Genomic DNA, 20,189 nt, shown 5'->3' with positions numbered 1-20,189 from the left:
TCATGCTACTGGAGAAATAAAGCCTGATTTCCTTCTCATCTCAAGCTTCCTGCTCACCGTTTTCCTTAAGGATTTTTCTTGCTTTTTCGATATCCTCTTTTGTCTGGATTTTTATGAGCTTTCTGCGTTCTTCACTCATCTGCGACATATCCTGAGCAAGTAATCCATATGCATCAGCTCTACACTGCCTGCAATGGCGCATCTGCAAGACGTAGGGTTCACATGCCTGCTGTACATCTTTTCTTTCCTCTGCGGTAGGCGGCTCAATGTCGGCAAAAGCTCCCTGGTTAATAAGGGGCATGATATTCATTATGTAGACCCCGAGTTCGTTGAGTTTTCTGGCAATCTCAACCACATGTTTGTCATTAATTCCCGGGACAAGTACGGTGTTTACCTTGACAACAATACCTGCATCTACAGCCGCTTTAACGCCCTCAAGCTGGTTCTTTATCTGGATTTTTGCGCCTTCGATTCCCCTGTATACCTTCCCGTGATAAACTACATGATCCACGATTTTTGCCTGAATTTCGGGGTCAATCGCGTTTATTGTTACCGTTAATGTCGAAACTCCTACACGCAGAATTTCCTCCAGTTTTTCGGGAAGCAAGAGCCCGTTTGTACTCATGCAAAGCGTGAGTTCAGGAAATTCGTTTTTGATCAGTTCAAAGGTTTCAAAAGTCTCTTTATTGGCCAGAGGGTCACCCGGGCCTGCAATTCCGACAACCTTGATAAAGGGATAATCTGTTATAATCTGCCTTGTCTTTTCAAGGGCTTCCTGTGGAGTAAGAACCTTACTTGTAACTCCTGGGCGGCTCTCGTTTACGCAGTCAAATTCCCTGACGCAGAAATTACACTGGATATTACATGAAGGAGCCACAGCCAGGTGAATTCTCCCGTACTTATGCTGGGCTTTCTTGTCGTAGCAGGGATGTTCGGCAATTTTTCTCAGGAGCCCTTCGTCAAATTCAGGGCGGTTTGTGTTATCTATAGGATTGTCTTCTGGCAAATGTGTTCTCCTCCGTTCAGAGTTTAGAAGTACAGCAGGACCTCAGTGCAGGGGGATTTCAGAATATCTAACCCAGTTTATGATGAACCCCTTGATATACATTGTGAATTTATCTGGAATCATGAGAATTTTTAGATGCTTCCTCCGAGTTCCTACAGTTTTAAATTCAACTCAGATATAAAAATACCTTTAATTATATAAAAGTTCAGTATGATATGGCGGGTTTTAAGTGAATTTATATACATTCGGTAGATTTTTCTCAAAAACCCTGGGTAAAATGGAACTAATAATTAAATGTTATCAGGATAAACATCGTCCAATCTGATCATTCCGAGAAATTATCCATTTCGCACCATTTACCTTCCCCTTCCCATACCCTTACCTGAAGGGGAAAGCCAAATCTCTCCAGGAGCCGGGAGTGAATGTGCTGGCAGAGGTGTTCGGAACTTGGAAATTCGATGATTTCATTTAACAGGGTATGGTCATATTCTTCAAGGGTTTCCTTAATTCCCTTCTTCAGGTCATAAAAGTCAATAACCATTCCATTTTCCCTGACTTCACCTTCTACCAGGACCTCAATTTTATAAGTGTGACCGTGTACTCTTCCGCATTTTCCATGTCCAGGAAGGTAATGGGCACTATCAATGTAGTCAATAACTCCCAATCTCATTTTTGTCATCTGGTACACTCCGTTTTCAATAAATGTTTTTTCAATAAATGTTTTTTCAATAAACGTTTTCTCAAGAATTTATTCACATCTGGAGGTTATTCACCTCTCAGTGCGTTCTTTGTTCTTTTTAATTCTGGTTATAAACAACCCCACATTCTGTGAGTCTGAGGGATAACTCGTGTATCTATAATTTCAAGCAGGCTTTTTTGCAGTTCCATAATATTCTGGACGGAGGCCTGTATAGATTGCGAAGGCCGCGGATTTGTAACGTCACGTCCAATAGGGGTTTCAGGCTGGAGGATCACGCAGGATACGTAAGGAGCTATAGCTTCTACGGCCGGAGTTACAGTTTCTAATTCCGTGTTACTATCTACAACAACCTTGCAAAAGCAGTCTCTTGATTGGTTTTTTCTCAGAAGCCTGAAGCACTCTACTGTATTTTCCATATGAGTCTCCCGAGCTTCAGATCCCATACCCCGGATTAATTCGGGAAGTTTGAAATCTCCAGACACATAAGCAACCTTTTCAGTCAGCTTTCTGGCCTGCTCAGGCAAGGTCATATTAGATTCGAGGTAAAGCGGCGAGTCCAGATTCAACTTTTCTATGAAATCCGCATGTAGGAGAGGTTCTCCTCCTGTCAGGGAAACTGAATGGAGCTTTTTGAAAGGCTTCAGCATAGATTCCAGCTGGCTGATACTCACAGGATTTTTAATTTTCTCAAAAATTCCGCTCCCTTCCACCTGTTCATAGTTACAGGTTCCTGGATTTGAAAAATCCGTATCACAGTAATTGCAATTGAGATTGCAGCCAGAAAAGCGGACAAAGGCCTGCCTTGTCCCAACATACGGACCTTCTCCCTGCACAGAACAGAAGACCTCCCTTATAGGAGCAGAAGTAAAATCCGAAGCTGCCATTATATAGCCCCCAGAGGCCTGGACTTTCTCAGGTCCTTTTCTATATCCTCAAATTCGCGGACATAGGCTTCCCCTACTGCTTTCATGAAGCTTGCAACCTGTTTGTCTTCTCCTATTCCTGCATCTTTCAGATTTCCGTATACATCGTGAGAGACGTTGATGCCGAAGTGGATTTTCTGGGACACTGCCGAGGTACTGGCAATCGAAACTGTCAGTTTCTTTCCATTAAGGAAAAGGTCATCTCCTTCCCGTGTTGTCTGCACTCCGAGATCTGCAAGGCATTCTCTTACAAGGGCTGTGAAAAAACGCTGCCGTGCATATATAAGTTTCAGGTCTGTAGAATCAAAATGTTCTATAATGAAACTTACCATATCTTCGGACCAGATAGATTCATTTGCCCGTCGGTCTTCCAGGTCGATCATGTGCTCGATTTTTACGTCGCAGGCACCTCTGAAAACTACAACCGAATCTTCCTGAACTCCAAAACTGTTGTAGGCCCAGAGGGAGGAAATCTGGCTCCCGTCATAATCAAATTTCTCAGGTAAAACAATACATTTCATAGAATTCTCTCTGCAAGTTTTTGCAAGTTTTTCTGCAAGCTTCTTCTTAATTCTTTCTTAATGTACTTTGTTGGCCGACATCCTGTCCGGTTCTGTCGATTCAGATCCCAGGCGTTTCTTTTCGGTTCAAATTCCAAGTCTTTCCAGAAGAGGGTCTTTTACACCTGCATTTTTAAATGCACGTGCTCTGCGCACGCAGCTCTCGCATTCTCCGCAGGGAATTTCTTCTCCGTGATAGCAACTCCAGCTGTACTCAAGAGGAGCTTTTACTTCCAGAGCCTTTCTGACTATTTCCGTTTTCCCAAGTTCAATAAGAGGAGCCAGTATTTTTACCCCGTTTTGAGTGGAGTAGGAAAAAGCCCTGTCCATTGCCTGAACATAAGCAAGGGAATTGTCAGGGAAAGTGCCTGCTTCTTCACCGTTAAAGCCCACTACAAGGTAATCACATTCCCTGCTTTCGGCAAAGCTTCCTGCGATATTGAGCATCACCCCATTTCTATTAGGGACCCAGACAGCTTTTGCTGAAGCATCTGTGATCTCTACAGGGGCTGCTTCGCCAATATCTTCAAAAGATAAAGATGGGACTTCAACATCCCTGTTAACGAGAGAGGTGGATGTTATTTCCGAAAGCCAGTCAAGTTTTATAACCCTGTGTTCAATTCCAAAGTATTCACATACCTTTCGCGAGTACTTAATTTCCCTCTCTCTGGCCCTCTGCCCATAATCAAAAGTAATAGCCATCTCAATGTCAAAATCTTCCGCTGCGATTGCGAGCGCTGCAACTGAATCAAGCCCGCTGCTCAGGAGGGTTATAGCTTTCATATTTACTCACTAATATAATTAATTTTAACTCAAAATTTTAACTTTCTAATTAAACTCACTATTTATACTCAACAGGAAATTTAACTGATTATTTAAACTTCAAAGGAAATTTAACGATTATTTAAACTTCAAAGAAAATTTAACTGATTATTTAAACTTCAAAGGAAATTTAACTGATTATTTTAAGCTCAATAGGGGACTAAAATTATCATTTAAACTCAATAGGGAATTTCGTGAATTTATGATTACAAGATTTTCCAGGTTCATTGACTCAGGATTTTCCAGGTTCATTGACTCAGGATTATCCAGGTTTATTCTTTCAGGATTCCTGTAATACTCTTCAGGGATTATCCCAATAATATCAGCACCTCCTATTTAAAAGTAGCTGTATTCTTGATAGGGGTTAAAAGTCAGCCTGTGGATTTGCATTGCTTCAGATTCATTATAGGTACAAGTGAAAAAGCATTCCGGGCGCAGGTGTAGAAACATTTCCTATTACGGTTTAATCCTAAAGTTCCTGCTATAAACTTCGATTAAAAAGGTCTGATTATAAACACTAATTTTAAAATTTCAATTCTTGAAGAAGGCTCTATAAAATCTGTTTTACCAAATTCTTTTTAGCAAACCGCACTATATATTGAATAGGGAAAGCTAGTCGAAGAGGTGGGAATACTTGATTGGAATTATTGCGGACTCACACGATAACATGAATGCTATCCGGAAAGCGGTGGAATTTTTTAATGAAAAAAAGGTAAAAACCGTGCTGCACGCCGGAGATTTCATTTCTCCGTTTACCGCGAGAGCCTTTAAGGATTTGGAGTCAAAACTTTACTTTGTATTTGGAAACAATGATGGAGATAAAGTGACACTTACGAAGCGGTTTGAAGAAATCGGAGCGATTTCCTGCGGGAACTTTGGAGATCTGACAATTGACGGACTGCATATTGCCCTTCTGCACGGGACAAATGAAGCCCTGGTCAAAGCGCTTGCCATTTCAGGGGAATTTGACGTCGTAATTCGGGGCCATACTCATGATCCAGGTGTCAAAATCATTGAAGGGGTTCCTGTGATAAATCCAGGTGAAGCTTCAGGCGTGCTTTCCGGAAAGCAAACGGTTGCCCTTCTTGAAATCGCAAACCTTAACGTTGAGATAATCCAGCTTGAGCTGGACTAATTTTACTCCTCTCTTATTTTTTAGCGTGATAATTTTTTTGGCTTTTTTGGCGTTTTTTAGGGTTTTTTGGCTTTTTTGGTGTTTTGGGACAGGCAAACTGAGCCTGATTAGCTGGCAGTAATACCGGAAATTATATCAGCTTTCTCACCATTTCCATTTCAATCGTTTTTGAAACAACTCCTCATTAAAGGTTCTGAAACAATTTTCCATTAAAAGTTCTGAAACATTTCTCATTAAAGGTTGTATTATTCATAACGATTGTATTTCCCATTAATGTTTAGCTTTCTCATTACAGGTTGTAATATCCATGGAATCAGCAGGAACGGAATCTATAAACTCTTTACCCGGCAAGACAGATGAAACTAAAAAAACGTCCGGAAAAAGGAAAAGTACCCTCATTTTTGCCTGCTCTGGCCTTTCTAACACCGGAAAACTTACTATGCAGGCAGCTTCAGCTCTTGCTTTCAGAAGGCCTGACCTTTACAGGGCTGCGGCTGCTCACAAAGGAGTTGATGCGGTTGAAGATGCTATATCAGACGGCTTTAAGATTCTTGCCCTGGACGGCTGCTCGGACCGTTGTGCCACAAAAAAGCTCGATGAAGCCGGAATGAAAGCTGACACATATCTAATGGTTACGGAACTCGGGGTCGAGAAAACAAGACCTTCGGATGTGAAGCCCGAATATGTGGAAAAAATTGTCAGAGCTATAAAAGAAGCCTGAACCCAACTTCCCAGCATTCTTTTTTAATTTCTTAAATACAGTATCAGTATCCTCGCCTGAGAATAGCTATCAATTCTTCTGCGTGAGGCATTCTTTCTTTGATTTTTGTGCAAACAGATTCAATGTCATAATCGAGGCGCAGGTGCTCTACGTTTCCATTTTCGGTGTCAAAAACGGCGCAGCTTGCCCGGGGATCTCCATTCCTTGGCTGTCCGACTGAACCCGGATTTATTATTTTCAGGTTTCCGAGTTTTCTGTTCATGGGGATATGAGAGTGCCCGACAACAAGAAATTCTGCTTCCAAAGGCTCCATTGCTTCGTTAATCATATTCTGGATCTCTTCGTCCGTAGTTTCGGGCTTTATGTATTCAAACATAGAGCGAGGGCTTGCATGGGTCAGATAGAGTCTTTTTCCGTCGATTTCTTCTCTAATCAGGAGGGGGAGGTTCTGAAGGTATTCCATTCCGGATCTATCAAGGATTTCCCAGGTGTATTCCCTGGTCGCAATTGAGAGATGTTTATATTTGTATCCACACTGACAGTCTACCTTGAAAGCAACTGCATTATCATGGTTTCCTCTTATTACAGGAATTTCTTTCATGCGCAGAAGGTCAATACATTTGTCTGGATCAGGCCCATAGTCAACAATATCTCCGAGACAGATGACTCTATCATGAGGAATTTCCAGAACAGTCTCTAAAGCTTCATAATTTGCATGGATGTCGGCAATCAGCAAGATTCTCATATCTTCCACTTCTCACTTCATTCACTCTATTTTGGCTTTTTTCTATTCATTCTTAAAATTTTGCTCTTTGTTTTCCCCTTTAGATTCCTTATTTTATCCTTCTTTTATCCCTCGTTTTTCCCTTTAGATTCCTTATTTTATCCCTCTCTTATTTTATCCCTCTAAATGCAACCCACGTATTCCTATTCCCATTACCAGTAAATTGGTTTCCATAGGTGGATGGTTCCAGCCATCAGGAGAGATTGTCTTTTTCTCAACGGAAATTTCAATCTGGCTTCCGCTAAGGCCGCAGTCTTGCATGTAATCCATAGCAAGCTTTTTCCCAAGTTTGGTTGCAGTATCAAGGGCTTCTGAGTACGTATCAAATTTCAGCCTGCTGCCCGGGGCAAAGACCAGGAAATCCTTATCTGGAGACATGAGGCTTGCTGGCCGTATCAGGATTTCAACTCTTTTGATACCTTTTCCCACAAGAGCTCCGACTGCGTTTCCTACCTCGGCATGTTGTGGAACAATGATTTCTGCATCAATGATTTCCTTTAGCTCTTCCCTATATGCCCGGACAGGTCCTCCAAGCAGTACAACCGGAATGTCCAGCTTGAATTTAGCAGGATAGTTTCCGTCCAGGATCTTCTCAATGGATGCGTATGGAACATCTGACAGGATATAAGACAGCAAATGAAGTGCCATGCTCCTTGCAACTCGCTTTTTTACGGCAGTACAGAACTCTCCTGGGGTCATATGCATGAGTCTCGCAATCTTTTCTGCGCCTATCTGTGAGGCATCAACATCCCATTCAGTGTATTCCCCAAGTACATGCAGAGCGTCGGTAGGCGTGAAACCGATTGCCTGGACGAGGCGTTTTCTGATAAGGGAATCTAACGTCTGAGGATATACGTCTTTTTGGAGAAGGACATTGATTTCAGGTACCGATACGGGTTCTTCCCCTATGACCTTCATTACCTCAGCTTCAGTCCTGCTTAATTCTCCGGCCTGATAACCGGATCTTACAAAAAATTTTGTGGGCTGAATGTTCTCTCCCAGATCTTCTCTGAAAGGCATGGGCGTTCTTTTGAGGTTATTCAAAAAGCTCGGGTATTTTACTGCAGCTACTGCCAGTGGGATGACTCGCCTGGGCCCAAGGAAGAGTTCCTTGTTAACGGTCCAGATATGACTATCCCCTCCTGTAGCTGTTGTCTCCATTCTGATTGCCCGGACGCGGGTTTTCCAGCCTCCGACGACGGCTCCTTCATCGCTAAGGTCGGGAACACCCATACAGATTGAGGAGATATCCGTGCTTGTGCCTCCTACGTCCACAACCTCACAGGTCTTGAGCCCTGAAAGGAAAGACGCCCCTACAAGACTTGCTGCAGGGCCTGAAAAGATAGTTTCAATGGGTTTTTTCAGCGCATCTCTTATCCCCACTACCGAGCCATCGCATTTGAGCATAAGGAGCCGTGCGTTAATCCTGCGTTTCGTGATCTCTGAAATAACGGACTTCACGAACTGTCTTGTGATAGGGATGAGCTGGGCATTGAGAAAAGCCGTCACCGCCCTTTCGTAAGCTCCCAGTTCCTGGGAAAGTTCATGTCCGCAAACCGCAGGCAGACCCGTAAGTTCAAGAATCAGGTCTCTGGCCCTTATTTCGTGTTCAGGATTTCTTGTGCTGAAGTAAGAAGAGATTGCAAAAGCTGAAACCTTATCCTTGACCTGCAAAACAAATTCCTCTATAGCTTTAAGATCAAGGGCAGTGATCTCTTCTCCATTATGGTTATGCCCACCGGCAGCAAAAAGCACATGTTCGGCCGGTAACTCTTTATCAACCGGGTGGTCACCTATAAGGATAAGGGCTACAGGAAAACCTGTGCCTTCAAGGATGGTATTGGTGGAAAGGGTCGTTGAGACCGAAACCAGCTTTACGTTTTCTAAATATTCAGGATTGAGCCCATCAATTACGTTTTTAATGCCTTCAAAGGGGTCGGGATAGGTAGTAAGCGCTTTATTTGAGTCTATAATCTCTCCATCCGAATCCCTTACAAGCACCGCATCAGTATAAGTGCCTCCGGCATCAATCCCCAGACTGTAATGCATATTGAGAATGGCTCCTTTTTTCTTTTTCAGGAAGTGTCTTTTGACAAATCTTTCTTTTCCTGATTCACTTTCAGGAAAAACAAATAAGAATTAATAACTGGTTTAATAAAACAATATAGTCTTAAAGTAATAATATCTAAAAATATAAATATTTACTTATTTCATAATAATTTGAAATAATTAGGAGTTATAATTTCATAGGAAATATAAAAAAGAATCTCCAGTATATCTTGTCAGAAGTTTCTTAATATTAGCTTTGCGAAACCTTCGACTTTTTTTGGCTTTACTTCTTCTTTCTATTCTTTAAAGATGTCTGGATGAAAAATTAGTGATTTTTAAGGAAAACAATTAATTACCCTCATTTCCGAGAAAAGGTAATAACTTTTCAACTCGATAACAAATAAAAAGGACCCTGGTAATATGACTCCTATGACTCCTGCAAAACCTGCACAAAATGCCACTCCTCATCTTCCTGAGGACTTTGATTCCCGGATTTCCGGCGTTCTTCCTTATTACTCCTGTTTTCATCAGGAAACTATCAATTTCGTCAAATCCATGCCATTAATCCCAAAAATCTGGCTGGATACCGGGTGCGGAACTGGATCTCTGGTTAATAAGGCAATTGAGGAATTTCCGACTACAAAGTTTCTTTTGCTTGACCCCTCAGAAGGTATGCTAAATCAGGCAAGGAAAAAACTATCATCTTGCCCTGCTAACCGGCTGGAATTTCTGAAAGCATCTTCTACTCAGGAATTCTCTCAGGAGATAGAGGAAAAACCGGACATTATAACTGCTATACAGTGTCATCACTATCTTAACCGCGAAGGAAGAGCAAGAGCCACTGATATGTGTTACAATCTTCTAAAAGAAGGCGGAGTTTACATTACCTTCGAGAATATAAGACCGTTAACCGAAGAGGGAATTCTTGCAGGAAAAAGATACTGGCAAAATTTCCAGTTAACTCACGGCAGGACTGAGGAAGAAACTAAGGAGCACCTGAAGCGTTTTGATACCGAATATTTTCCAATAACTATTGAAGAACACCTGGAACTCCTGAGAGAAACAGGGTTCAGAACTGTGGAGTTATTCTGGTACTCTTACATGCAGGCTGGCTTTTATTGCATCAAATAACTGATTATCTAATTCTTATTCTCCTTATTCATTTCTGATTTTTCTATTACAGGATTTAAAATCACCCCAGTTAGCTGATGAACTCCACCTTATTGATAAACAAGATAATTTTTTTATTAATGAAATGATATTAATATTCATTCAGCGTCTGTTTTTGTGACGAAAAACAGAACACATCGAAGATTCATTGGAAACATATTTTGGCGGTAAAACTTTATGGAAGATTTAATAATTTATTTACTGATTGGTGCTGCAGCAGGTATTTTAAGTGGGCTATTCGGGATCGGTGGTGGGGTTATAATTATTCCTGCACTGGTTGTTTTACAGGGATTTTCTCAAATAAAAGCCCAGGGAACTTCTCTGGTCGCACTGCTTCCGCCTGTTGGCATACTTGCATTTCTTGAATACTATAAAAGGGGAAACACCGATTTATATGCGGGTATAATCATTTGTATTGCTATGGTTATTGGTGCTAAATTCGGAGCACAATTCGCAAATATGCTCCCTATGGATGTGTTGAGAAAGGCTTTTGGTATATTTGTTATTTTAATAGGAATAAAGACCTTTTTGGGAAAATAAGAATTCTACTCCTAAGAATATCAGTAGTTATTCAGCCTACGCAAGATTCATCTATTAATTTTGATTTCAACGTAAACCTGAAAAATAAACTAAAAAGCCTGAGTAAAAAATCCGAAGTTTGAATAAAGGATTAGGGGTAAAATTATGATCTCAGAATTTCTCAGAATTTGTAGAAATTTCTGAAACTTTGTATCCCCTGAACTCTTTAAAAAGAAATGTAATTAATACGAAGAATATTTTTTCTTCGTAGTTCGTGTATCTCTTGTATAACTTTTGCTGTTCGTATTGCGAGAGTCACTGCGAGAGTCACTGCGAGAACCATTCCAGGAGTCATTTGGAGAATAACCCCGAGAGCCGTTGCGAGTGTCACCGCGAGACTCACCAGCACTTTTTGAGCTTCTTCCCTTTGATTTCTGGGCAAGCTCTATAAAGGGTTTTCGACCTCTCTTTTTGTCTTTGAAGATTTCAAGCAGGGCTGAAGCCTGAGCAAAAGGTACAGTTACGAAGGAGAAGTGTGGGAAAATTTCCGCATCCCTTATTTTAAGATCGTTTTCTCCGGTTTCTTCCTGCATAAACTCACATAGCTTCTCAGGGGTCATGCCATCAGCTTTCCCCATTGCGATGAAAAGCCTGGTTTTACCTTTCCGGTCAACATATGAACTTCCGGAGATCTCTGTGTACATGCTTTCATCGAACATCTCTTTGAAAGAGTACTTCAGGAGGGCAGCCAGGATCTTTTCAGCCGGGTATTCTTCAAGGAGCTTTTCACTCATTTCAAGGCAGTCGCCGTACTCTTCGGTTTTTATAGTCTCCTCGAGTTCGGCTTTTACTCTTGCTCTTTTGGCTTTTATTACATCTTTTATTTCAGGAATTCGGCCTTTCTTCATTTCTGACTTTGAAGTCTTTTTTATGTAGGTGAGCCGCCTGTATTCCGTTGATGTAACGAAAGTGATTGCAGTTCCCTGCTTTCCTGCCCTACCGGTCCTTCCTATCCTGTGTACGTAGGATTCAGGGTCCTGCGGAAGGGAATAATTGATTACGTGGGTCAGGTCCAGAATATCGATACCTCTAGCTGCAACGTCGGTTGCTGCGAGGATGTTTATTTTTTGCTTTCTGAACCTGTTCAGTATCTTTTCCCTTTCATTCTGGGAAAGGTCGCCGTGCAGGGCATCGGCTGCATATCCCCGGTCTCCAAGCTTCTGAGCAAGTTGGGCGGTATCGGTTTTTGTTCTGCAGAACACAAGCCCGTAGAACTCGTCTTCAATATCGATAATCCTGCACAGGGCTTCAAATTTGTCGCTTTCCTTGACTTCAAAATAAATCTGCTCGGTCAGGTTTACATCAAGGTCTTCTTTCTCAATGGCAACATGCTCATAGTTCTTCATGTATTTCTTGATGATTCCAAGGATTGGCTTTGGCATTGTAGCGGAGAAGAAAAGCATTCGCTTATCAGGCCCGGTTGCCTTTAAGATTTCCTTAATATCGTCAATGAAGCCCATATTGAGCATTTCATCAGCTTCGTCCAGTACGAAGTACGCGATGTCCTCAAGGTTCAAGCTCTTCCGCTCAAGGTGATCGATTACTCTTCCTGGGGTTCCCACGACAATATCAACTCCGCTTTTCAGCACTCTGAGTTGCTGGGTCATGGACTGTCCCCCATAAATCGGGACGATATGCAGCTTTTTGTCCCCTTTAAGGGAATTGAGTTCTTCTGAAACCTGGATTGCCAGTTCTCGAGTCGGGGTCAGGACTATCGCCTGCACCTTTCCTGATTTCTCCGAAATTTTTTCTATAATGGGGGCTCCGAAAGCCGTTGTTTTTCCGGTTCCGGTCTGAGCCTGCCCTATGATATCACATTCTCCTTTCAAAAAAAGCGGGATGACTTTTTCCTGAATTGGGGTCGGTTCTTCAAACCCTTTCTTTTTAAGGGCTTTTAACATACTGTCTGACAGCCCTAATGCCTTAAATTTTGCTAATTTTTCCATGTACTCACTCTAATATTGACATTTTTTTACAGATCGCTCAATTTGCAGGTCTGCTGCTTACATGCTCTGCCGCATACCCGGCAGTATCCTTTGCGGAAGAGGCCATTTATTGAAACCAGTACATGATACCAGCTAAAAACAGGTAAACACGTCGTATAAATGGTTGATATTCCCCGGGAATGCGAGAAGGTGCCTAAGGACCAGGGAAATTCACAACCGAGATACATTAAACTTATACAGCAAAAATTCGATTTTCTTGGATAAGTTCCGGACGCTTTTTTGAGTTCTTCCCTGTGATACAGGCAGACGAAATTATTAGATTAAATAAGATTAAGTTAGATAACCTTTGACTTAAGTAGTACCCTGTTACCCATTCCTGTATATAACCCTTTGCAACTCCTCTAATGAGGTTTTCAATAATAAAGCTTTCTATCATCCAAAGCTTTCTATCACCAAAGAGGCCCCAGAGCCAGATGCTATTGGTTTTCAGGAAAAACCGTTTGTAGGTATCAATTACAAGTATCCATTACAAGTATCCATTACAAGTATCCATTACAAGTATCCATTACAAGTCTCAATTACAAGTATCCATTACAAGTATCCATTACAAGTATCCATTACAAGTCTCAATTACAAGTCTCAATTACAATACAGGTAAAGTAGTGGCTAATGCAGATATAAGTAGTAATCACAAGACGGAAAAATTTTCAGATCTCGTCTGTTCATTAATACCAGCCGTGAAAACAAAGCTCATCGGTTAACATTTCTTTAAGAAGGTTCAGCCTCTCGATAGAATTCCTTATCTGTTCGGGTTTGTCCAGTACTTCTTCACACCCGGTTTCTTCCTGTATTGTTGTGATTCTCAAAAGCTCGGCAAAGTTAACGCACTCATCCAGAAAGCTATTGAACAGCTTGCGTGCTTTTACAAGACCATCCGAAGTTCTGAAATCGGGCTGAACATTTTTTTCGTACTCTGCTCTCTGTTTCATTTCTGAAACCAGGAAACGGGACTCAACGTAATCCCTTTCATCCAGAAGATCCCCGAGGTTCCTGAGATCAGTTCCTATATGCTGAGTAAAGTAAGCAATTTCAAAAGCCCATTGTTTATCAAAATTAGTTTCCGGCCCTTTATTGGAAAAAGGAACTCCATTCATCAGCCAGCTCATCTCCGATTAATATTTGCCTTTTTCATTATTAACATCTAAGAGAAAAGAATAAAAGTTTAACGTTTAACTAATTTTTCTGGCTCTATAATATGTTTTCTGGATTTTCTTTGGGAGTAACTCACGGAGAGCATATATCTTTAGAGTTTGTCCTGATTAAACTCAGGACTTCTTTCTCAATCAGCTCCTTTACTGCTTTTTCATTTTCGACTTTTTTTCCAGAAAAAGCTTTCTTTTTTGTTCTCACATAACATCTTCCAACAAATTTGGAACTACCTACCACCCCTGAAATTTAGGTCTGGCACTTATAAGGATATGTTTTAATATTGTCATGTTGATTTTTTCTTAAATATGGGTGATGGGTAAAATGCAACTGGAATACAGTGTAAGAGGAGCCGAACTTTCGGATCTGCATAAAATTATGGTGCTTTATAAGACTGTTGCAGCCCGCTCGGGTGGAATTGCAAGACACGCCGATGAGGTCACTGAAGCTTATGTCCAAAATTTCATTGAGAGATGCCATGAGACAGGAATTATTCTGACAATTGAAGACCCTTCAAACCCTGAAGCCCTGATCGCGGAAGTTCATACCTGCAGCCCAGGTATAAGGGTTTTTTCGCATCTTTTCAGCGACCTTACAATAGCCGTGCACCCGGATTATCAGGATAAAGGAATAGGATCATTACTCTTTCAAACCCTCTTGCAGGAAATAGAATTAAAACATCCCGAGATTCTCAGGATTGAACTCATTACAAAGGAAAGCAATCAAAAAGCCATAAAGCTTTACCAGAAATTTGGTTTCAGGCCTGAAGGCAGGCTTGAAAAGCGAATTTCAGGCAAAACTGGAGAACTGGAAGCAGACATTCCTATGGCCTGGATCCGACAGGAACGAGAACCACCATTTTAAGGAAAACAAACGAAGCTAAGTTTTCTAATTCATTGGTCATCGGTTAAGGAAGTTTCTTGCCTGAAAGTTATCTATTTTGCATTAGAAACCGACCTTAAATTTTCGCTTCTTTACATGAAATTGATACTCAGTCCCAGCTCATAAGTTCTTAAAATATTTAACAAAAGTTGTGGGAATGGACGCAGTTTATCACAATTTTTCACTTAACCAAAGACGCATGGAAGAGCCTTTTATGAGCTGATATAGGAACTAAGGTCGAGAGAAATTCTTGAAATTCAGACGAAATACAGTAGTCAACAGAAAAACAAGAATAAGAGAGAAAAGTAACAATCAGTAGAAAAATGGGAAATCAAGAGAAAAATGGGAAATCAAGAGAAAAACAGAAATTAAGAGAAAAATGTTTTTTCTGACTAATGGCTTTTGGGAATCCTATTCAAGGATTCCCTTAACTGCCAAATTTAGACCGGAGAGTATTCAATATTGTTTTTCAGGTATAATATTTAAAAAATTAAAAAAGCGGTATCAAAAAAGAATTAATTTAAAAATTAGTTCTTATTTTGAAGCTGCTTCTTTTGGAGCTTTTGGCTTGTCTACTATTGGAACTACTGTCTTAATAAATTCCTTAGCACCAGTCTTTGCTCTTTCATTAGAGATTGATATACAATCTTTAGGGCAGCCGTTAACGCATTCAGTGCACATAATGCATCTAAACACATTGAGTTCCCATGTTTTGTTGGCCTTAGTAACTGTTATTGCATCAGGTGGACATTTCTTTTGACATAATCCGCACAGAATACAGTTATCAGGGTTAAAAACAATTCTTCCTTTGAACTCCTTAAAAGGTGCCCTCACCTCGAAGGGGTAAAGTCTGGTAGCAGGTTTACGAGAAATATTTGCTATTACAAGGTTTAACATGCCCATTAATATCACCCTTCTTTTTATCTTTCAGTGCAGCTAATGCAGGGGTCTATAGTAAGTACAACTATAGGCACATCAGCGAGTTTGACGCCTGGCAGCATAAGTAACAGTGAAGGTATGTTTGCAAAGGTAGGTGTCCTTACTTTAAGTCTCTCCAGGTTTTTGGTACCATTGCCTTTCACATAGTATACAACTTCACCTCTGGGCTGCTCTGATCTCATAACCGCTTCACCGGTAGGGAAACCCTTTACACGTGTTGCAATCTCACCTTCAGGCAGCTTGGAGATAGCATTTCTTACCAGTTTGATAGCCTCGTATATCTCATCTATCCTTACTTTAGTTCTGCCGTAACAATCTCCTTCACTTGCGGTGGCTGCCTTAAAACCGAGATCCTTGTATATATCCCAGTCTTCTGTATTTCTTACGTCAATAGCGTTCCCGCTTCCTCTAAGTGTAGGCCCAGCAGTTCCTGCCTCATATGCAAGCTGCTTTGACATCACACCCAGTCCCACAAGTCTTTTCTTTACGGTGTAGTTGTTTACAAACACCTTTTCTATATTTTTGACTTTGGGTTCCAGGTCATCAAGAGTCTTCAGGATCTGATCAATCTGTTCTTTAGTCAAATCTCTGGAAGCTCCTCCGACTTTGGACATCGAGTGTATAACTCTGTTTCCAGTGAATCTCTCTAATAGATCCAATACGTCTTCTCTGTACTTCCAGCATTCATAAAAGAGACTTTCAAATCCGAAACCATCTGCGAACAGGCCAAGCCAGAGAAGGTGACTGTGAATTCTGCAGAGTTCACTATTTATTACTCTTAAATACTGAGCTCTTTCAGGGACTTCAACATCGAATAGTTTCTCGACTGCCCTTGAATAAGTTATACCATGGATGCCACTGCAGATTCCACAGATTCTTTCGCAAATGTACATCGTTTGATTGTAGTCCTTTGTGTCTATGAATTTCTCAAGCCCTCTGTGTACATAGCCCAGTGAGGGAAGTACTCCAACAACAACCTCGTTGTCAATCTCGAGTTTTAAAGAAACTGGCTCGGGTAAAACGGGATGCTGAGGACCAAATGGTATTACGGTTGTCATGTGATTCTCCTCTCAAACTGCTTTAAGCCAAGGGAGTTTTTGGACTGTTTGGCGTTAAGTAAAGGTGGCCCTTGTAGTCAATTGCTAAACCTTCGAAAGTCAATCCGAAAAGATCCTGGTACTCGTTCTCGATCAAAAGTGCACATAGGTAAATGCCTGACACACTCTTGGGTTTCTCACCTGGTTTTACAAAGTACCTCAGATGCTTTAGGTTGTTGTCTTTCTCGAAGATGTATATTAACTCGTGACCTTCGTTAGCTTTCAGGCATATCATAGTAACGTATCGATAGCCATCACTTTTCAAACCCTCAACAGCTTTTAGCACTTCTGGCATGCTTTTAATTTCTGTTATATTTGGAATCACATTATCAAGCATTCGATGGCACCTCGTTTCCTTTCAATTTTACTTCCTTTCCTTTGATATTCCCTTTCTTCTTTTCTTCAAGTATTGAAAGTGCTGCTACTACGCCGTCAAGTATGGCTTCAGGCCTTGGGCAGCATCCGGGAACATATGCATCTACAGGTATGACCTGGTCTACTCCACCTATCACATTATAGCAATCATGGAATATCCCACCTGTAGATGCACAGGCGCCTACAGCTAAAACGACTTTTGGATCAGGGATCTGGTTGTAAATGTTTTTAAGCACATTTACACTCTTGTAATTCACAGAGCCTGTAACCACCATTATATCAGCTTGCTTGGGAGTGCCGATGTTTAAAACACCAAATCTTTCAGCATCATATAGAGGAGTAAGACAGGCCACTACTTCAATATCACAGCCATTGCAACTGTTCACGTTTACATGTATGATCCATGGGGATTTTGCCAAACTCATAAGTGTCCCTCTTTTTAAGCTAATTTGACTCCGCTAACGTACAGGAATGCTATGTTCACAATCGAAATTATTAGCAGGACTGTCCAGCTCAGTTTGAGCATCCACTGCCAGTATACTCTTGCAGTAATGTTATCTATAACAATTATAAGCAAGTAAGCAATGATGCCTAAAAGCACGCCTATTATTGGGTTTGATGCCCAGAATAAGAATATGAGTCCTGTTAAAAACACGTATTCATAGAAGTGTGCAATCTCGATGGTGGCAAACCCTGGCCCTCCATATTCGGTTGTCATACCTTTAACCAGCTCCTGGTGACCATGGTGAGAGGTTGAGTAGTCAAAGGGAGACTTTTTCAATTTTATATTTAGGACAACTATCATTGCTATGAATATAAGAGGCGTATACATTAGCAGAGGGGATGACGCATCTAACAGTGCAGATAGTTTGAAAGTGCCGGTAAGCAAGTAGATTGCAAGAGCGTATAAAATTAAAACTGGTTCATAGGACAGTATGGCCATTATTTCTCTTGAACTTCCTACTCTAGCGTACGGAGAACCAGTGCTCATTCCTCCTACAATTAGAGCTACCGAAGCTACTGTGTAGACGAATATTATCATCAGGAAGTCTTGTTTGAGAACTAACATAAAAAGACTCAAAATGATAAAGACGAGATACACGATTACGTAAAAGTTTTGAGATGAATTTACAACCATGTTGTCTTTGCTGAGGAGCTTCTTAACATCATAGTATGGCTGTAAAAGAGGAGGACCTACTCTACCCTGCAGTCTTGCAGTGATTTTCCTGTCTACTCCTGAGGCTAAACAGCCGATGATAGGAGCAACAATTAAGACAAGAATAATTGTTAGAATCTCATTCATAATCCTACTCCTCCTGCTAATGCAATTACAATCAGAATTATGGAAATTGCATATCCAAATGTTGTAAGTTTACTTTCTCCAAAAATATTCTGGAGATAGATGTTGGAAACGCTGCTTTTTTCGTAGCCGCAAAGTCCATTTCTGAACATTAACCTGTCCCTTTCAAGGTTGTTTTCTCCACACATATAGTAGCTAGACATACGAGGAGTAAACATGTTTTTGGTAGCAAGATATATCAGAATAGCCAGAGCAAGCACTGCGAATATTGCTGCGTAAGTAAAGGCCCCTATTTCAGAGGCAAATTGCCCAGCCTGTCCTGTAACATTAGGAGCATTTCCGAGTAGAATTGCGACCTGGGGTTTAATGAAGTAATCATATATTGAAAATATAAAGATACTTGTACCTATTATGGATAATCCAAGAACTGATAGTGGGAAATATGTTTCCAGTTTTTTATGTGGAACTGCATTTTTATCCATGCTGGATGATAAGATTGTTCCAAGCCACTTAGAGTAATAAACTGTAGTGAGTGCACTTCCAAGTACTAGGAATACTATCACAACAGGGTTGTTTGAAGCAGCTTCCATTGATACCCATTTTGTGAGCAATACTCCGAAAGGAGGTAACAGCATGGACACCATTCCCAGAGCTGCAATGGATGTGAGAAGAGGAGCCTTCTTTATTAATCCTGACATGTCCTCTATATCTCTGCTTCCTATGGTGTGCTCAATTTCCCCAGTGCACAGGAATAAGAGACCTTTTGATATAGCGTGGAACAGAATAAGCATCATCGAAGCAGCTACAGCCAGAGGTGTGCCTATCCCGGCGCTTGCGATAATTAATCCTAAATTTGCAATAGTTGAATAAGCAAGCACTCTTTTAGCGTTTCTTTGAGATAAGGCCAAAGCTGAGCAGATAACGAAAGTAAAGCTACCGTAAACTGCAATAGCTGTTCCAAGGGATGTGTTAGCATAAGCTGGTACAAGCTTGACAACTAAAAACACACCTGCATTTACCATCGTGCTTGAGTGCAGTAAAGCAGAAACAGGAGTAGGAGCTACCATTGCACCTAAGAGCCAGCTATGGAAGGGCATCTGAGCAGATTTCGCAAAGCCTCCAATACAGAGTAAAGCAACAGGAAGTGCTAAAGCGGCCAGCGCTACTGAATCAGTTCCAGCGTAAGTTGCAATCCCGGAAAGGGAACTTATATCATATTTAGTTGCAAGCAGAATTATGCCTACAGACATAGCAACTCCGCCGACCAGGTTTAAGGCCAGAGCCCTGAAACCGTTGTTTATTCCTTCTTCATCCATGTTATATGAGATCAACACGAATGAACACAGAGTTGTTAGTTCCCAGAAAAGATACAGCCAGCCTAATGTGTCAGACATTACCAGGCCATTCATGGCTGCCAAGAAGAAGCTCATTGTAAAGTAAAATATCCTTTGCCTATTAAGATGTCTGTGCTCTTCATACTGATCCATGTATCCAGTTGCGAATAATATAATCGCTGTACCGACTATATTCACAATTAGTATCATGAGCTGAGACAATTGGTCAATATTAAAAGAAGCACTTTCAGCACCTGGAACATTTGCATAAGTGTAAGCAAATAAACCTGCTGAAATTATTCCAAGTCCAAGAGTAGGCCAGTTTTTATATTTTGCTGATATAGCAAGAATAAATAGTATTACTACTACTTCGAGTACAAGGACAATGTTTTCAAACATTGCGAAATTTGGTTCTTCAACCGAAACTACTCCAGTACCGCCTAATACCAAACTAACTGATAAAACTACTCCAATTATGAAAAAAGCCCAAGCCAAGTACTTGTATAGCGATTTGGGAAGGGCTACAAATAATAACGAAAACAGTAGGGGTACTATAATTAATAGCATAACGGTGTTTTCTATCATACAGCGTATCCTCCGATCTATTAATCCTCCGATCTGTTATTCTCAACTTATAATGCTAGAATTTATGCAGCTGAAA

The 20,189-nt window shown here is 40.9% G+C and carries 21 protein-coding genes; 5 read left to right on the top strand and 16 right to left on the bottom strand.

Annotated features, from left to right (window positions below; all coding sequences use genetic code 11):
- Window positions 1-40: 40 nt before the first annotated feature.
- The 5 genes from nifB to queC all read right to left on the bottom strand — a co-directional run bounded on the left by nifB (window position 41) and on the right by queC (window position 3,972).
- Entirely contained in the window at window positions 41-1,006 is a 966-nt protein-coding gene (gene nifB, locus FXW07_RS15075) for a nitrogenase cofactor biosynthesis protein NifB (RefSeq protein WP_229396124.1), read from the bottom strand.
- Window positions 1,007-1,331: 325 nt separating this feature from the next.
- Window positions 1,332-1,685, bottom strand: a complete 354-nt coding sequence (queD, locus tag FXW07_RS15070; protein WP_048118728.1) for a 6-carboxytetrahydropterin synthase QueD — start codon at window positions 1,683-1,685, stop codon at window positions 1,332-1,334.
- Window positions 1,686-1,813: 128 nt separating this feature from the next.
- Window positions 1,814-2,590, bottom strand: a complete 777-nt coding sequence (locus FXW07_RS15065; RefSeq protein ID WP_229396123.1) for a 7-carboxy-7-deazaguanine synthase QueE — start codon at window positions 2,588-2,590, stop codon at window positions 1,814-1,816.
- A complete protein-coding gene (locus FXW07_RS15060) occupies window positions 2,590-3,150 on the bottom strand; it encodes a DUF366 family protein (protein WP_229396122.1) in 561 nt (186 codons plus the stop codon). The genes FXW07_RS15065 and FXW07_RS15060 overlap by 1 nt, the downstream gene beginning before the upstream one ends.
- Window positions 3,151-3,276: 126 nt before the next feature.
- Window positions 3,277-3,972, bottom strand: coding sequence for a 7-cyano-7-deazaguanine synthase QueC (gene queC / locus FXW07_RS15055; protein WP_229396121.1), 696 nt, complete (start codon window positions 3,970-3,972; stop codon window positions 3,277-3,279).
- Window positions 3,973-4,645: 673 nt separating this feature from the next.
- Between queC and FXW07_RS15050 the strand changes: the two genes are divergently transcribed.
- Both FXW07_RS15050 and FXW07_RS15045 read left to right on the top strand, forming a co-directional pair.
- Complete coding sequence (locus FXW07_RS15050; protein ID WP_229396120.1) at window positions 4,646-5,146, top strand: metallophosphoesterase; 501 nt, start codon at window positions 4,646-4,648, stop codon at window positions 5,144-5,146.
- Window positions 5,147-5,453: 307 nt separating this feature from the next.
- Window positions 5,454-5,867 (top strand): putative zinc-binding protein, encoded by a 414-nt coding sequence (locus tag FXW07_RS15045; protein ID WP_048118740.1) that lies wholly within the window; start codon window positions 5,454-5,456, stop codon window positions 5,865-5,867.
- Between the two features lie 43 nt (window positions 5,868-5,910).
- On the opposite strand, the gene FXW07_RS15040 is transcribed toward FXW07_RS15045, so the two are convergent.
- Both FXW07_RS15040 and FXW07_RS15035 read right to left on the bottom strand, forming a co-directional pair.
- Window positions 5,911-6,612, bottom strand: a complete 702-nt coding sequence (locus FXW07_RS15040) for a metallophosphoesterase family protein (protein WP_229396119.1) — start codon at window positions 6,610-6,612, stop codon at window positions 5,911-5,913.
- Window positions 6,613-6,765: 153 nt separating this feature from the next.
- Complete coding sequence (locus FXW07_RS15035; RefSeq protein WP_229396118.1) at window positions 6,766-8,700, bottom strand: hydantoinase/oxoprolinase family protein; 1,935 nt, start codon at window positions 8,698-8,700, stop codon at window positions 6,766-6,768.
- 420 nt (window positions 8,701-9,120) lie between these two features.
- Here FXW07_RS15035 and FXW07_RS15030 point away from each other — a divergent pair, with 420 nt between their 5' ends.
- Together FXW07_RS15030 and FXW07_RS15025 are read left to right on the top strand one after the other, a co-directional pair.
- Window positions 9,121-9,831 (top strand): class I SAM-dependent methyltransferase, encoded by a 711-nt coding sequence (locus tag FXW07_RS15030; RefSeq protein ID WP_229396117.1) that lies wholly within the window; start codon window positions 9,121-9,123, stop codon window positions 9,829-9,831.
- Between the two features lie 216 nt (window positions 9,832-10,047).
- Window positions 10,048-10,410 carry a sulfite exporter TauE/SafE family protein gene (locus FXW07_RS15025; protein WP_229396116.1) on the top strand — a complete coding sequence of 121 codons (363 nt, stop codon included), beginning with the start codon at window positions 10,048-10,050 and terminating at the stop codon, window positions 10,408-10,410.
- Window positions 10,411-10,631: 221 nt separating this feature from the next.
- Here FXW07_RS15025 and FXW07_RS15020 read toward each other — a convergent pair whose 3' ends face one another.
- The 3 genes from FXW07_RS15020 to FXW07_RS19385 all read right to left on the bottom strand — a co-directional run bounded on the left by FXW07_RS15020 (window position 10,632) and on the right by FXW07_RS19385 (window position 13,805).
- Complete coding sequence (locus FXW07_RS15020; RefSeq protein ID WP_229396115.1) at window positions 10,632-12,395, bottom strand: DEAD/DEAH box helicase; 1,764 nt, start codon at window positions 12,393-12,395, stop codon at window positions 10,632-10,634.
- A gap of 725 nt (window positions 12,396-13,120) precedes the next feature.
- Entirely contained in the window at window positions 13,121-13,561 is a 441-nt protein-coding gene (locus FXW07_RS15015) for a hypothetical protein (RefSeq protein ID WP_229396114.1), read from the bottom strand.
- A gap of 118 nt (window positions 13,562-13,679) precedes the next feature.
- Entirely contained in the window at window positions 13,680-13,805 is a 126-nt protein-coding gene (locus FXW07_RS19385) for a hypothetical protein (RefSeq protein WP_255679101.1), read from the bottom strand.
- Between the two features lie 111 nt (window positions 13,806-13,916).
- Between FXW07_RS19385 and FXW07_RS15010 the strand changes: the two genes are divergently transcribed.
- Complete coding sequence (locus FXW07_RS15010) at window positions 13,917-14,465, top strand: N-acetyltransferase (protein ID WP_229396113.1); 549 nt, start codon at window positions 13,917-13,919, stop codon at window positions 14,463-14,465.
- 552 nt (window positions 14,466-15,017) lie between these two features.
- Here FXW07_RS15010 and FXW07_RS15005 read toward each other — a convergent pair.
- The 6 genes from FXW07_RS15005 to FXW07_RS14980 are packed head-to-tail and all read right to left on the bottom strand — an operon-like array spanning window position 15,018 to window position 20,113.
- Complete coding sequence (locus FXW07_RS15005) at window positions 15,018-15,386, bottom strand: 4Fe-4S dicluster domain-containing protein (protein WP_229396112.1); 369 nt, start codon at window positions 15,384-15,386, stop codon at window positions 15,018-15,020.
- A gap of 17 nt (window positions 15,387-15,403) precedes the next feature.
- A complete protein-coding gene (locus FXW07_RS15000; RefSeq protein ID WP_048118783.1) occupies window positions 15,404-16,480 on the bottom strand; it encodes a nickel-dependent hydrogenase large subunit in 1,077 nt (358 codons plus the stop codon).
- Window positions 16,481-16,502: 22 nt separating this feature from the next.
- Window positions 16,503-16,856 carry an NADH-quinone oxidoreductase subunit C gene (locus FXW07_RS14995; protein WP_229396111.1) on the bottom strand — a complete coding sequence of 118 codons (354 nt, stop codon included), beginning with the start codon at window positions 16,854-16,856 and terminating at the stop codon, window positions 16,503-16,505.
- Window positions 16,849-17,319 carry an NADH-quinone oxidoreductase subunit B family protein gene (locus tag FXW07_RS14990; RefSeq protein ID WP_229396110.1) on the bottom strand — a complete coding sequence of 157 codons (471 nt, stop codon included), beginning with the start codon at window positions 17,317-17,319 and terminating at the stop codon, window positions 16,849-16,851. The genes FXW07_RS14995 and FXW07_RS14990 overlap by 8 nt, the downstream gene beginning before the upstream one ends.
- 14 nt (window positions 17,320-17,333) lie before the next feature.
- Window positions 17,334-18,197 (bottom strand): complex I subunit 1 family protein, encoded by an 864-nt coding sequence (locus FXW07_RS14985; RefSeq protein ID WP_229396109.1) that lies wholly within the window; start codon window positions 18,195-18,197, stop codon window positions 17,334-17,336.
- Window positions 18,194-20,113 (bottom strand): proton-conducting transporter membrane subunit, encoded by a 1,920-nt coding sequence (locus FXW07_RS14980; protein WP_229396108.1) that lies wholly within the window; start codon window positions 20,111-20,113, stop codon window positions 18,194-18,196. Before FXW07_RS14980 ends, FXW07_RS14985 begins: the two co-directional genes overlap by 4 nt.
- Window positions 20,114-20,189: the final 76 nt, after the last annotated feature.

This window comes from Methanosarcina sp. DH1, assembly GCF_020804205.1.
Taxonomy (GTDB): domain Archaea; phylum Halobacteriota; class Methanosarcinia; order Methanosarcinales; family Methanosarcinaceae; genus Methanosarcina; species Methanosarcina vacuolata.
The sequence above is the reverse complement of the archived record's forward strand: the minus strand, read 5'-3'. Positions and strand labels throughout refer to the sequence as shown.

Excerpts from the sequence above, each read along its gene's own strand:
- queD (WP_048118728.1), bottom strand. The coding sequence starts at position 1,685 with ATGACAAAAATGAGATTGGGAGTTATTGACTACATTGATAGTGCCCAT.
- FXW07_RS15065 (WP_229396123.1), bottom strand. The coding sequence starts at position 2,590 with ATGGCAGCTTCGGATTTTACTTCTGCTCCTATAAGGGAGGTCTTCTGT.
- FXW07_RS15060 (WP_229396122.1), bottom strand. The coding sequence starts at position 3,150 with ATGAAATGTATTGTTTTACCTGAGAAATTTGATTATGACGGGAGCCAG.
- queC (WP_229396121.1), bottom strand. The coding sequence starts at position 3,972 with ATGAAAGCTATAACCCTCCTGAGCAGCGGGCTTGATTCAGTTGCAGCG.
- FXW07_RS15045 (WP_048118740.1), top strand. The coding sequence starts at position 5,454 with ATGGAATCAGCAGGAACGGAATCTATAAACTCTTTACCCGGCAAGACA.
- FXW07_RS15040 (WP_229396119.1), bottom strand. The coding sequence starts at position 6,612 with ATGAGAATCTTGCTGATTGCCGACATCCATGCAAATTATGAAGCTTTA.
- FXW07_RS15035 (WP_229396118.1), bottom strand. The coding sequence starts at position 8,700 with ATGCATTACAGTCTGGGGATTGATGCCGGAGGCACTTATACTGATGCG.
- FXW07_RS15030 (WP_229396117.1), top strand. The coding sequence starts at position 9,121 with ATGACTCCTATGACTCCTGCAAAACCTGCACAAAATGCCACTCCTCAT.
- FXW07_RS15025 (WP_229396116.1), top strand. The coding sequence starts at position 10,048 with ATGGAAGATTTAATAATTTATTTACTGATTGGTGCTGCAGCAGGTATT.
- FXW07_RS15020 (WP_229396115.1), bottom strand. The coding sequence starts at position 12,395 with ATGGAAAAATTAGCAAAATTTAAGGCATTAGGGCTGTCAGACAGTATG.
- FXW07_RS15015 (WP_229396114.1), bottom strand. The coding sequence starts at position 13,561 with ATGAGCTGGCTGATGAATGGAGTTCCTTTTTCCAATAAAGGGCCGGAA.
- FXW07_RS15010 (WP_229396113.1), top strand. The coding sequence starts at position 13,917 with ATGGGTAAAATGCAACTGGAATACAGTGTAAGAGGAGCCGAACTTTCG.
- FXW07_RS15005 (WP_229396112.1), bottom strand. The coding sequence starts at position 15,386 with ATGGGCATGTTAAACCTTGTAATAGCAAATATTTCTCGTAAACCTGCT.
- FXW07_RS15000 (WP_048118783.1), bottom strand. The coding sequence starts at position 16,480 with ATGACAACCGTAATACCATTTGGTCCTCAGCATCCCGTTTTACCCGAG.
- FXW07_RS14995 (WP_229396111.1), bottom strand. The coding sequence starts at position 16,856 with ATGCTTGATAATGTGATTCCAAATATAACAGAAATTAAAAGCATGCCA.
- FXW07_RS14990 (WP_229396110.1), bottom strand. The coding sequence starts at position 17,319 with ATGAGTTTGGCAAAATCCCCATGGATCATACATGTAAACGTGAACAGT.
- FXW07_RS14985 (WP_229396109.1), bottom strand. The coding sequence starts at position 18,197 with ATGAATGAGATTCTAACAATTATTCTTGTCTTAATTGTTGCTCCTATC.
- FXW07_RS14980 (WP_229396108.1), bottom strand. The coding sequence starts at position 20,113 with ATGATAGAAAACACCGTTATGCTATTAATTATAGTACCCCTACTGTTT.